We start from the raw sequence: 12,134 nt of genomic DNA on the forward strand, positions 1-12,134 counted from the left end.
CGTGTCAAGGAGCGCGCCAAGACCATCGCCGACACCGACGCTGCCGAGGCGCAGGTACAGGGCACGACGGAGAGTCCCGTCGGAACCTCCGACAACCCGTCCTCCCAGGTATTCACGATCGCCAACGTCATCACATTCTGCCGTCTCGGGCTCACCCTCGCCTTCCTCGCGCTGTTCGCCGGCGGGCACCAGCGCACCGCGGCCCTCGTCTGCTACGTCGTCGCCGCGACGACCGACTTCCTCGACGGCCAGGTGGCGCGCCGCACGCAGACCGTGAGCTGGCTCGGAAAGATCATGGACCCCATCATGGACCGCGTCCTGCTCTTCACCGGCGTGCTCGGCCTGCTCATCGTCGGCGAGCTCCCGCTCTGGGTTCCGGTCTTCGTTATCGGTCGCGACGTGTACCTCGCGATCGGGGGCCTCATCCTCCAGCACTTCCGCCGCCGGCCCATCGACGTCGTGTACGTCGGCAAGGCGGCGACCGCGCTGCTCATGTTCGGCTTCTGCGACCTCCTGCTCGGTCTGCCGGTCGTGGACGGCCTCGGCCTCGTCTCCGCCGCATGGCTCCCGGGCCTCAACTCGCAGGCCTCCGCCCTCGGCATCTTCTTCGTCTACGCCGGCGTCGCGTGCTCGCTCGTCACCGCGGTCGTCTACACCTTCAAGGGCGTCCAGGTCATACGGGACAGCAGGCGCTCCGGGGCGTCGGCATGACGGCCGTCGCGCGGGAGGGCGTGCTCCGCGTCGAGCATCTTCTGCTCGGGGCCGAGTTCGAGGTCTCCGATAGCATCGGAGTCGAGCGCGTGGCGTGCTACGCCAACGAGTCCGCGAGCGACTCGGACACGGTGCTCGCCGACCTCACCGGCTGCGCCTACCTTCTCGCGAGCGGTCCCAACGCAGAAGCGTTCTGCACGGCCGCGCTCGCCGGAAGGGAGCTGCACGTGGGGGAGCAGGCCTGGGAGGCCTCGCTGAACGGCGCGGGCCGCCTCGTCTCGGTTCCGCTGCTCATGAGGACCGGCGACCAGGAGCACGTCATTCTCGACGCGAGCGAGAGGGGGGACGCGCTCGCCGCCTGGGTGAGCTTCCTCGCGCACGCCCGCTCCGGGGAGGGCGACGCCGCCTTCCCCGACCTGCTGCTCGAGGAGGCGAGCGGCATGCTCGTCCCGCTGCTGCTCGCCGGCCCCGCCGCCCCCCACGTGCTCGCCGACTACCTCCACGACGGCGCCGAGCTCCCCGGGGAGGGCGTCGTGGCCCAGCTCAGACTCGACGACATCGCCGCAATCGTCACGCGGCTCGCGGGGTCGTTCGCACCTTCCGCCTATCTCCTCTTCGTCCCCGTAGCGCACGCTCGGATACTATGGAGGAGTCTGCTCTCCTTCACCGAGGTGACCCCGGTCGGGCATCGTCGGCTCCGCTCGCTCCTCGAGCGCATGCCCTGGTCCCGCGCCCTCGCGGACGGCGCGACGGCGGCAACGCGCGCCGAGCTGTCCGAGTGGGGAATCGTCCGCGACGACCAGACGTTCGTCGGTGCGCGGTCGCTCGGCTGAGGGAGGCGCCCGCTTTGTCCACAGGGAGGGGAGTCGCGTGAAGTACTCGATCAACGCCGAGAGGGCACCCGAGGCGATCGGTCCCTACTCGCAGGGAACCACCGCCGGCAGGCTCGTGTTCGCCTCCGGACAGCTGCCCATCTCCGACAGGGACAAGAAGAGCCTCGTCGAGGGCGGCATCAGGGAGCAGACCGAGCGGGTCATCGACATCATCGAGTCCATCCTCGAGGAGGTCGACTGCACGCTCTCGGACGTAGCGCAGACGACGGTGTACCTCGCCTCGCTCGACGACATGGACGCCATGAACGAGGTCTACGCCCGCCGGTTCACCACCCCGGCGCCCGCGCGGGCCGTCGTTGGGGTCAGCGAGCTGCCGCTCGGGGCGCTCATCGAGATGGACTGTGTCGCCTGCCGATAAGCGCGCTATGATAGGAACATAGACGACGAGGGGAGAGACATGCCCACGAACAACTCCACCAACCCCGGCGCCACCGAGATCTTCCGGATGCCCGCCGCCGACTCCACGGTCCCCGACCTCATGGGTGCGCATCGTCCGGCGCATCCCACTCTCACCATCGTGAAGGGCCCGCAGATCGGAGAGGTGTTCGAGCTGGACGCTCCCCAGATCTCCCTCGGTCGAGACCCGCACAACAGCGTGTTCCTGAACGACATGACCGTCTCCCGTCACCACGCACGCATGGACCTCGGCAACATCGCGGCCGGCTATGCCACGATCGAGGACCTCGGGTCGCTCAACGGCACGTGGGTGGACGGCGCCATCGCCACGCGTGCGACCCTCAAGGACGGCTCGACCATCCAGATCGGCACCTTCCGCATGGTGTTCCACACCAACGCCCGGCAGCGCCGCATCGACACCGAGGCCTAGCCGTCATGGCCGATGCCGGATACCTCACCATCGGCAAGGTCGTAAAGAAGCTGCAGCAGCAGTATCCCGACCTCTCCATCTCGAAGGTGCGCTACCTTCAGGACGAGGGGCTGCTCAACCCCGCGCGAACGCCCAGCGGGTACCGCCTCTTCTCGCAGCGCGACGTCCGTCGCCTCGAGACGATCCTCTACCTGCAGAAGAACCGGTTCCTCCCGCTCTCCGTCATCAAGGAGCAGCTCGAGCGCGCAGACGCCGGACAGGTGCCGGCGGGGGACGGCCCCGACGTCCTCGCCGAGGCGATAGCGCTGCCCACAGAGGACGAGGAGAACCTCTCCAAGCTCCATCCCATCGACCGCATGCCCGACATCGCGGGCGTGACCGTGAGCTTCGTGCGCCAGCTCTCCGAGGCGGGCGTCATACGGCTCACGCGCTCGCCGCACGGGCGCGACCTCGTCGACGGCCGCGACCTCCCGCTCATTCGCGTCTGCGACGAGCTCAGGCACTTTGGCATCGGGCCCAAGAACCTCCGCCAGTACGTCATCGCCGCAAACCGCGAGTCTGCCATGTTCGAGCAGGCGCTCGTCGTCTTTGCCGCGAAGGGCGGCGGGGTGGAGATCGAGGACACCGAGGCGGCTCGGGCCCGCTACGACCAGGCGTTCTCCCGGATGCTCGGCCTCACCAACACCGTTCGCGACGAGCTCATCTCTCGTCGCGTCACAAACCCGTTCAAAAGCGACGAGCCGGGCGACCCCCGGTCGGAGGAGGGGAGACGCTCGTGAGCGACTTCGACTTCGAGAGCAAGATCATCGACATCCCGGACTATCCCGAGCCCGGCGTGGTGTTCAAGGACATCACCCCGCTGTTCGACGACGCGGACGCGCTCCGCGCCGTGATCGACGCCATCTCCGACCACTTTGCCGGCCACGGCATCACCAAGGTCGTGGGCGCCGAGGCGCGCGGCTTCCTCGTGGGCGTGCCGGTGGCCTACCGTCTTGGCTGCGGCTTCGCCCCCGCCCGCAAGCCCGGCAAGCTCCCGCGCGAGGTCTACTCGCAGACGTACTCGCTCGAGTACGGCACCGACGAGCTCCAGATCCACCGCGACGCGCTCGCACCCGGAGACCGCGTCCTCATCGTGGACGACCTCATCGCCACCGGCGGGACGGCGGTGGCCACGGCACGGCTCGTCGAGCAGTCCGGCGCCGAGGTCGCGGGCTTTGGCTTCATCCTCGAGCTCTCCTTCCTCAACCCGCGCGACGTCGTCGCCGAGGAGTACGACCAGGAGGTCTTCACGCTCGTCAAGGTCTCCTAGCACCGCCTTTTTCATCTCAGATTCATGACCATCGTATGGTGCTCGCGCTCGGAGTCTCGTTTGACCCTATAATGTGGTGCACACCAGCGAAGGGAAGTTATGAACCTTTCTAGAAGAGCAGTCATCGCAGGACTCTTTACGCTGCCGCTCGCGGCAGCTTCCATAGCCAGCACGCCCGACATCGCTCGCGCCGACACCGCCGACCAGCTCGCCGCCGCATCCGCCCAACTCGAGTCGCTCGGCGCCGAGCTCTCCGCCATGCAGGCGAGCCTCGCCGACGCAACGTCCGAGCTCGAGGAGACCGACTACCAGATCGAGGAGAAGGCCGCCCAGATCGAGGAGCAGCGCATCGTCCTCGAAGAGAAGCAGACCCAGCTCGGCGGCCTCATGAAGGCCTCCTACAAGTCGGGCGGGACCTCCATGCTCGACTTCGTGCTCAGCTCGGCGAGCTTCGAGGAGCTCGTCACGCGCGTCTACTACCTTGACAGCATCTCCGAGAGCGAGGCGGCCGCCATCAGCGAGGTCCGCACGCTCGCCGAGAAGCTCGAGCAGGACAAGCTCGATCTGGAGGACAAGAAGGCCGACCAGCAGGTTCAGGTCGAGTCCCTCCAGTCGCAGGTGGGGGACTACCAGGCCCGCGTCGCCGAGGCCCAGGAGGTCTACAACTCGCTCGACGCCCAGCTCCAGGCCGAGCTCGAGGCGCAGCGCAACGCAGAGATCCAGGCGGCCCTCGACGCCGCCGAGCTGCAGAACCAGCAGGACCAGAACCAGAGCCAGGGCGAGCAGAACCAGAACCAGGGCCAGGGTGACCAGAACCAGGGCCAGGACCAGACGCCCCAGCTGCCCGAGACGCCCCAGGAGCCCGAGCAGCAGCCCGAGACGCCGCCCTCGCAGGGCAGCGGCGGGCACACCCCCTCCGGCGGCGGCGTCGCCACGGCACTCGCCCAGGTGGGCAAGCCCTACGTCCTCGGCACCGCCGGCCCCGACACGTTCGACTGCTCCGGCCTCGTCTGCTACAGCTACGGCTACGCCCGCGGTCGCACCACGTACCAGATGATCAACAGCCTCAAGAGCACCGGCGACTGGAAGACCAGCATGAGCCAGCTCAACTACGGCGATCTCATCTTCACCTCAAGCGGCCACGTCGGCATCTACCTCGGCGGAGGGCAGCTGGTCCACGCCGCCACGCCGGCCGTCGGCGTCGTCGTCGCCAACGTCTGGGCCTTCTACGGCGGAGGCCCTTACTAGACCATGGACTCCGGGAATGACGCAGCGGAGGACCCTGTCTCGAGGCGCCTCTCACGACGTCTCCCGGTGAGCCTCGTCTGGGAGGGTGCTCTCGTCGGCCTTGCCGGCGGCGCCATCGTCACGCTCTATCGCCTTGCGCTCTCATGGGCGGAGTCCGTGCTCAGGGACTTCACCTCGTCGGCCGTCGGAGATCCCGTCGGCATCTTGGGCTGGTTCGCCCTTCTCGCCGTCATGCTCGTCGCGGTCTGCCTCCTTCTGAGGTGGGAGCCCGCCACCTCGAGCTCCGGCATCCCCCAGGTCGACGCCGAGGTGCTCGGGCGCTATGACGCCCCCTGGGCGCGCGTCGTCCCCGCAAAGTTCGCCGAGGGCACGCTCCTCGCCCTCTCCGGCCTCTCGCTCGGACGCGAGGGCCCGTCGGTCCAGCTGGGTGGCATGTCCGGCAAGGCCGTCTCACGGGCGCTCAGGCGCGAGAGGGGAGAGGAGCGGCTCCTGGTCACCTGCGGCGCCGCCGCCGGCATGTCCGCGGCCTTTCACGCCCCGCTCACGGGCGTCCTCTTTGCCCTCGAGGAGATCCACAAGGAGTTCAGCGCCCCGCTCATCATCTCCGTCATGAGCGCGGCCGTTGCGTCTGACTTCCTCGTCTCCCAGGTCCTCGGCGTGGAGCCCGTCGTGAGCCTCTCCTTCATTACCAACCTGCCTCACGTCGACTACCTCTTCGTCATCGCGCTCGGGCTGGCGTGCGGCCTCCTCGGGGCCCTGCACAACCGGGGAATGTTCCTCGCGCAGACCGTCTACGGCCGCATCCCCGAGCGCCTCTCGGCCCTTCGGCTCGCCGTCCCGTTCCTCCTCGCCGGCGTGGTGGCGTTCACCTGGCCCGAGCTCCTGTGCGGCGGCGACGCCATCGTGGAGGTCCTCCAGGCCAGCGCATTCCCGTCGTTCGTCTCGCTCGGGGCGCTGCTGCTGGGGAAGTACCTCTTCACGGCCGCCTGCTTTGGCTCGGGGGCGCCGGGCGGCACGCTCTTTCCGCTCGTCGTGCTCGGCGGCCTCGTGGGTGGGGCCTTCTCGGTCGTCGCGATGCGCCTGGGGCTGGCTCCGCTCTTCTGCCCCAACTTCGTCGCGCTCGGCGTGGCGGGACTTTTCGCCGGCGTGGTGCGCGCGCCCGTCACGGCGGTGATCCTCGTCTTTGAGCTCACGGGCTCGCTCGACGCGCTCCTCTCGGTCACGCTGGTATCGGTGCTCGCGTACGTGGTCTCTACGCTCACGGGGACCGACGCGTTCTACGAGCACCTCCTGGAGTCGCTCCTGGCCTCCACGGCCAAGAAGGGCACGACGGCGTCGGGACCGGGCGAGAAGGACATCGCCACGGTGCGCGTGGGCGCCGGCAGCCGGCTGGAGGGCAGGCGCGTGTGCGACGTGCCGTGGCCCGACGGCACGCGACTGCTCACGATAGAGCGCGCGGGAGGAAGGCTGGTCCCCACGGGGGAGACCGTGCTGCTAGCCTCAGACGAGCTCCTCTACATCGTCGACACCGGCTCGCTCGACGACGCGAGGCTCAAGCTCTCGTTGATGTGCGAGCAGCGCGTTTAGCCACTCGCGACCGCCCCGCATCCCCAAACTATTCGCTTGTAATCCCTACTTTACATAAGATATATTATCACGGTTTTAGATAACCCAAAGCCCACGTCGGTTTGGGTTCATAGACTGGCGCATTGAGACTACTCAAACAAAACTATCTGGGGTTTCTCACTCAGAAGCGATGACGCGGTCAAACTTGCGAACCCAAACCGTCTGGGACGGTCTCATGTACCAGATGGTTTGGGTTCTCACTCTCAGCCCTCGACCGGTAACCCGAGATACGCCGCGGCACTCGTTGCCGCGACGGCTCCGTCGGCCGCCGCCGTCACGATCTGTCTCAGAGGCTTTCTGCGGGCGTCTCCGGCCACGAACAGTCCCGGTGTCCTTGTCGCCATGCGGTCGTCGGTCACCACGTAGCCCGACTCGTCTCGCTCGACAAGATTGCCCAGAAGCTCAGTCTCCGGCTCGCGGCCCACGAGAACGAAGATCCCGAAGGAGCCCTCCTCGTGGTTCTCGACCTTAAGCGTTCCGGTGGCGTTGTCGCGCAACGTAATCGAGCTCGGCAGTCGACCGCCCTCGACGGCCACGACCGACGTCTGATACCTGATTTCGACCTTCTCGTCACTCTCAAGCCTTCTGACGAGGGCCGTCTGGGCCCTCATGTGGTCCCTGCGCACCACAATCGTCACCTTGCTGGCAATACGTGCCAGGAACAGAGCCTCCTCGGCGGCTGAGTTTCCTCCCCCGATTACGAACACATGTTTGTTTCTGTAGAACATGCCGTCGCAGGTCGCGCAATAGGACACTCCCCTGCCGGTGAACTCCTCCTCACCCTCGAAGCCGGCCCTGCGCGGCCGTGCACCAAGGGCGGCGATGACACATTTTGCCTGGTAAACACCTGTGCTGGTTGAAACGGAGAACAATCCGCTGGCCTCATCGCGCCCGACGGAGGTGACCAGATCCATCTCCAGGTGCGCACCGAGGCCCTCTGCCTGCGCGCGCATCGCCTCGGCGAGCCCATAGCCGTCGGTTCCGGGGAGTCCGGGATAGTTGTCGATCTCCCCGGTGAGGACCATCTGGCCGCCCGACGCCTCGCGCTCGAGGGTGACGGCGTCGAGCATCGACCTGCTGGCATAGATGGCGGCGGAGAGACCGGCCGGGCCGCCTCCGATTATCACGAGGTCTCGGACGGTATCGCTCATGGTCTCTCCCCTCTCGCAATCCCTTGCTCTAGCATACCCGAGAGCGCCGCCCCTGAATCAAATGAGAGGCGGCGACCATCATTTTGGTCGCCGCCTCTGTTTGGAGCCCACTCAGGAAAGAGGCTGGCCCTAGGCCTCCTTGGGACGCGGGAGCACGAGGTTCATGAGGATGCCCACGAGCGTCGAGGTGGCCATGCCCGGCAGCGTGTAGTCGCCGATCGGAATCGAGATTCCGGAGGTCTCCATGCCAACGCCGAGGATGATGACGACAGACGCGATCATGAGGTTGCGGTTGACGTCAAAGTCGACGCGGTTGGAGACGAGCATGCGCAGGCCGTTGGAGGCGATGAGACCAAAGAGCAGGAGGCTCACGCCGCCCATGACCGGGCTCGGGATGGACTGGATGAGGGCCGCCAGCTTGGGGCAGAAGCCGCCCACGACGAGCGCGAACCCGGCCGCATACCAGAAGATCTGGGTGGAGTAGACGCGCGTCACGCTCATGACGCCGATGTTCTCGGCGTAGGTCGTGGTCGGGGGGCCACCGAGGAAGCCGGAGATGACGGTGGAGATGCCGTCGCCGGCGAGCGAACGGGGAAGCATCTCGCGGTAGTCCTTGCCCACGATCTCACCCACGGCCAGCAGGTGACCGATGTGCTCGATGACCACGACGACGGCGACGGGCGCGACCAGCGCGATGGCGCCGGGGTCGAAGCGAGGCATAGAGATCTGCGGGAGGCCGATCCACGCCGCCTCTGCGACGGGAGCGAAGTCCACCAGACCGAGCGCGAGGGACACGAGGTAGCCGACGATGATCGCGAGAAGGACGGGCACCGTGCCGACGATGCCGCCCATGCTCGAGAAGACGACCGCGGCGGCGAGCGTCACGAAGGCGACGATCGCGCCGGTGCCGTAGAACACGCTGGCGCCCGAGGCGTCCGTCGTCATGAACGCCATGTCGGCGGCCGTCGCGGCGAGGCCGACGCCGATGACGACCATGACAGAGGCGACGAGGACCGGCGGCAGGAGCCTGTCGAGCCATCCGGTGCCGACGAGGCGGATGATGCCGGAGACGGCTAGGAACACGAGACCGGCCACGACGACGCCCGACATGGCGGCGTCAAGGCCCTGCGTGGCGCCGACAGCGAGGATGGGGCTGATGAAGGCGAAGGAGCTTCCGAGGTAGCTCGGGATCTTGTTGCGTGTGACGAGCAGGTAACAGATGGTGCCGATGCCCGAGCACATGATCGCGACGTTGGGGTTGAGGCCCGTGAGAACCGGGACGAGCACCGTGGAGCCAAACATGCTCATCATGTGCTGGATGCCGAGAGGGATCGCCCGACCGACCGACACGCGGTCGTCGACGCCGATGACCTCACGCTCGTGCGTGCTCATATCGAGCCCTCCTTTCGTTGGTTCGATAAGAAAAAAGCCCGGGCGCGAGCGCCCGGGCGGTCGTCGAGACTAGACGACGAGGAAGTACACCAGGAAGGCGAGCGCCGCGACCCACATGAGCGGCTTGACCTTCTTGAGCTGACCGGTCACGGCGGCGACGACGACGTAGGCGATGAAGCCGAAGCCGATGCCGTTGGAGATGGAGTAGGTCAGGGGCACGCCGGCGACGATGAGGAACGCAGGCAGGCCCTCGAGGAGGTCGGACCAGTCGATCTCGGTCACCTCGCTCATCATGAGGTAGCCGACGAAGACAAGCGCGCCGCAGGTGGCGGCGGAGCTCACGACGGAGATGAGCGGCGAGAAGAACGCGGCGACGATGAACAGCAGGCCGGCGACGACCGAGGAGAGGCCGGTGCGGCCGCCGTCGGCGGCGCCGGAGGCGGACTCGACGAAGGTGGTGATCGAGGAGGCGCCGACGAGGCCGCCCACCGCGGCGGCGGCGGAGTCGACGATCAGGATGGGCTTGATGTCCTTGACGCGACCGTCAGCCTCGAGGAACTCACCCTGCTTGGCCACGGCCATCGCGGTGCCCATGGTGTCGAAGAAGTCGGACATCATGAGCGAGAAGGCGAAGATGAGCAGCGTCGGGTTGGTGACGACCTTGGCGATGCCCATGATGCCGGCCTCGTCGGCCTGGAAGGGAGCGCCGAAGGTGGAGAAGTCGAGACCGGAGACGATGCCGGAGGGCATCTGCGTGACGCCGAGCGGGATGCCGGCGAGGACGGCGAGGATGATGCCGAGGAGCAGGGCGCCCTTGACGTTCATCGCGTAGAGGACGATGGTCACGATGATCGAGATCAGGCCGACCAGGAAGGTGGGGCTGAACACGTCGCCGAGGGCGACCATGGTGGACTCGTCGGCGACGATGATGCCGGCGTCAGCGAGGCCGATCATCGCGATGAAGAGGCCGAGGCCGACCGAGATGGCGTGGCGCAGGGACACCGGGATGGCGTCCATGATGGCCTCGCGAAGGCCGCAGAGGACCAGGATGAGAATCGCGACGCCCTCGATGAAGATGACGGCGCTCGCGGCGTGCCAGTCACCGCCGGCGATGCCGGTCAGCGTGAAGGCAAAGACGGCGTTGACGCCCATGCCCGAGGCGCAGGCCAGGGGGCGGTTGGCGATGAGGCCCATGAGGATGGTCATGACGCCGGCGCCGAGGCAGGTCGCGGTGACCGCCGCGGCCGCGGGAATGCCCGCCTGGGTGAGCAGCGAGGGGTTCACGGCGATGATGTACGCCATCGCGAGGAACGTGGTCAGACCGGCACGGACCTCCTGGCCGACGCTCGAGCCCCTCTCACCTGCCTTGAAGAAAGAATCCATAAACTAACATCCCTTTCCTGTTGCTACGTACACTATGTGTCATGCCGCGGACGAGCCGCAGACGCAAAACCAAACGTCAGACGCCGCTGGAGCCAAAGCCGCCGGCACCACGGTCCGTCTCGTCAAGCTCGTCGACCTCGACGAGGGATACGACGGGGACGCGCTGGATGACGAGCTGCGCGATGCGCTCGCCGCGCTCGATGTGAATCGGGCGCTCGGCGTCGAGGTTGACGGCGCATACCTTGAGCTCGCCACGGTAGTGGGAGTCAACGAGACCGGGGGTGTTTGCCATGGAGAGGCCCTCGCGAAGGGCGAGGCCGCTCCTCGGCTGCACGAACCCGGCATAGCCCTCGGGAATGGCGACCGCGAGACCGGTCGAGACGAGACGGCGCTCGAGCGGCTGGAGCGTCACGTCCTCGTTTGCCCTCAGGTCGAGCCCGGCGTCGCCGGCGTAGGCATAGCTCGGCAGCTCGACCGTGGGGTCGAGCCGCTTAATGGGAAGCGAGACAACGTCATCAGTCATTGAGACTCCTCAACTCCTCGCTGAACTCGTCGACGTCCTTGAAGTCGCGATACACGGAGGCAAAGCGCACGTACGCGACCTTGTCGACGGAAATGAGACGCTTGAGCACCATGCTCCCGAGGTCGACCGAGGAGACCTCCAGCGTACCGCCGTCCCTGAGGCTAGACTCGATGTCGTCGATGAGCGCGGAGAGCGTGGAGACGGGGATGTCTCGCTTCACGGTGGCCGTGAGCAGGCCCCTCATGAGCTTCTGTCGGTCGAAGGGCTCCTTGTGGCCGTCCCTCTTGATGACGACGATGGGCATCTCCTCGCAACGCTCGTACGTGGTGAAGCGGAAGCCGCACCCGATGCACTCGCGACGACGGCGGATGGCATCGTTGTTCTCCGAGGGTCGCGAGTCGACGACCTTTGACTCCTCGCAGCCGCACCTGGGACAGCGCATCAAACCTCCTCTACAGGCAGCAGAGGAAACGTTATCACAAAACGCACAAATTCGTCCCGCGAAACTGCGTAGGTAACGAACTGGAAAGGCTCGTCAGTCGAGCGGGCCCGCCATGGGAACGACGAGCATCTGGCCGGCGACGAGCATGGACCCATCGAGGCCGTTGCGAGCCTTGATCCAGGAGACGACGTCGGGCACGGAGGCATCAGAGAGCTCGAGCGACTCGGCGATTGACCAGAGCGAGTCACCGTCCTGGACGACCATCTCGCTCTCCCGGAGGTTCGAGAGGGCCTGCGAGCCCCTCTGCGAGGCGAGCGTGTCAACGAGAAGGCTCGTCATGGCAAGGGCGGTAACGAGGATGACGCCGAGGGCGGCGAATGCGACGGACTGCCAGACGGTGAGCCTTGGGGTGACGGGCTCGGGCGTGCCCTCAACGCGACGACCGCGGCCGCCCTCGATGAGGACGAGACCCGTGGCGCGCTGCTCGAGCGCGGCGGTTCCGTCGAAGGCGGGCATGGCGTAGCTGCTGCGTGTCATCTGCGTTTCCCCTATCGCTCGCGGTACACGTCCGTTATACGGGAGGTACCGGACAACAACCGCTCGCCGGAAGAATCAGAACATCTGTACTTG

At 66.8% G+C, this 12,134-nt stretch carries 14 protein-coding genes; 8 read left to right on the forward strand and 6 right to left on the reverse strand.

Annotation, left to right across the window (positions count from 1 at the left end; translation table 11 throughout):
- Window positions 1-24 precede the first annotated feature (24 nt).
- From B5F73_RS01995 to B5F73_RS02030, 8 genes are all read left to right on the forward strand, one after another.
- Window positions 25-711, forward strand: a complete 687-nt coding sequence (locus B5F73_RS01995) for a CDP-alcohol phosphatidyltransferase family protein (protein ID WP_239379770.1) — start codon at window positions 25-27, stop codon at window positions 709-711.
- The gene (locus tag B5F73_RS02000; protein WP_087225605.1) at window positions 708-1,544 is read left to right on the forward strand and encodes a hypothetical protein; all 837 of its coding nucleotides are present in this window, start codon (window positions 708-710) and stop codon (window positions 1,542-1,544) included. Before B5F73_RS01995 ends, B5F73_RS02000 begins: the two co-directional genes overlap by 4 nt.
- Before the next feature lie 37 nt (window positions 1,545-1,581).
- Window positions 1,582-1,962, forward strand: coding sequence for a Rid family detoxifying hydrolase (locus B5F73_RS02005; RefSeq protein WP_087225608.1), 381 nt, complete (start codon window positions 1,582-1,584; stop codon window positions 1,960-1,962).
- Between the two features lie 39 nt (window positions 1,963-2,001).
- A complete protein-coding gene (locus B5F73_RS02010) occupies window positions 2,002-2,430 on the forward strand; it encodes an FHA domain-containing protein (RefSeq protein WP_087225611.1) in 429 nt (142 codons plus the stop codon).
- 5 nt (window positions 2,431-2,435) lie between these two features.
- The gene (locus tag B5F73_RS02015) at window positions 2,436-3,209 is read left to right on the forward strand and encodes a MerR family transcriptional regulator (protein WP_087225613.1); all 774 of its coding nucleotides are present in this window, start codon (window positions 2,436-2,438) and stop codon (window positions 3,207-3,209) included.
- A complete protein-coding gene (locus B5F73_RS02020) occupies window positions 3,206-3,739 on the forward strand; it encodes an adenine phosphoribosyltransferase (protein WP_087225616.1) in 534 nt (177 codons plus the stop codon). Before B5F73_RS02015 ends, B5F73_RS02020 begins: the two co-directional genes overlap by 4 nt.
- Window positions 3,740-3,838: 99 nt before the next feature.
- Window positions 3,839-4,987, forward strand: coding sequence for a C40 family peptidase (locus tag B5F73_RS02025; protein WP_087225619.1), 1,149 nt, complete (start codon window positions 3,839-3,841; stop codon window positions 4,985-4,987).
- A 66-nt stretch (window positions 4,988-5,053) separates the two neighbouring features.
- Window positions 5,054-6,574, forward strand: a complete 1,521-nt coding sequence (locus B5F73_RS02030; RefSeq protein ID WP_239379760.1) for a ClC family H(+)/Cl(-) exchange transporter — start codon at window positions 5,054-5,056, stop codon at window positions 6,572-6,574.
- A 242-nt stretch (window positions 6,575-6,816) separates the two neighbouring features.
- Here the strand turns inward: B5F73_RS02030 and B5F73_RS02035 are convergent, their stop codons facing one another.
- The 6 genes from B5F73_RS02035 to B5F73_RS02060 all read right to left on the reverse strand — a co-directional run bounded on the left by B5F73_RS02035 (window position 6,817) and on the right by B5F73_RS02060 (window position 12,041).
- Window positions 6,817-7,764 (reverse strand): FAD-dependent oxidoreductase, encoded by a 948-nt coding sequence (locus B5F73_RS02035; protein ID WP_087225625.1) that lies wholly within the window; start codon window positions 7,762-7,764, stop codon window positions 6,817-6,819.
- A gap of 129 nt (window positions 7,765-7,893) precedes the next feature.
- On the reverse strand, window positions 7,894-9,156 hold the full coding sequence (locus B5F73_RS02040) for a solute carrier family 23 protein (RefSeq protein ID WP_087225628.1): 1,263 nt from the start codon (window positions 9,154-9,156) through the stop codon (window positions 7,894-7,896).
- A gap of 69 nt (window positions 9,157-9,225) precedes the next feature.
- Window positions 9,226-10,539: an NCS2 family permease gene (locus B5F73_RS02045; protein WP_087225631.1), complete on the reverse strand. Its 1,314-nt coding sequence runs from the start codon at window positions 10,537-10,539 to the stop codon at window positions 9,226-9,228.
- A gap of 76 nt (window positions 10,540-10,615) precedes the next feature.
- Entirely contained in the window at window positions 10,616-11,062 is a 447-nt protein-coding gene (gene dut, locus B5F73_RS02050) for a dUTP diphosphatase (RefSeq protein ID WP_087225634.1), read from the reverse strand.
- Entirely contained in the window at window positions 11,055-11,504 is a 450-nt protein-coding gene (gene nrdR / locus B5F73_RS02055; RefSeq protein WP_087225637.1) for a transcriptional regulator NrdR, read from the reverse strand. Before nrdR ends, dut begins: the two co-directional genes overlap by 8 nt.
- Window positions 11,505-11,597: 93 nt before the next feature.
- Entirely contained in the window at window positions 11,598-12,041 is a 444-nt protein-coding gene (locus B5F73_RS02060) for a LysM peptidoglycan-binding domain-containing protein (RefSeq protein ID WP_087225640.1), read from the reverse strand.
- Window positions 12,042-12,134 lie beyond the last annotated feature (93 nt).

The sequence above is a fragment of the Olsenella sp. An270 genome (assembly GCF_002159735.1).
Taxonomy (GTDB): Bacteria; Actinomycetota; Coriobacteriia; order Coriobacteriales; family Atopobiaceae; genus Thermophilibacter.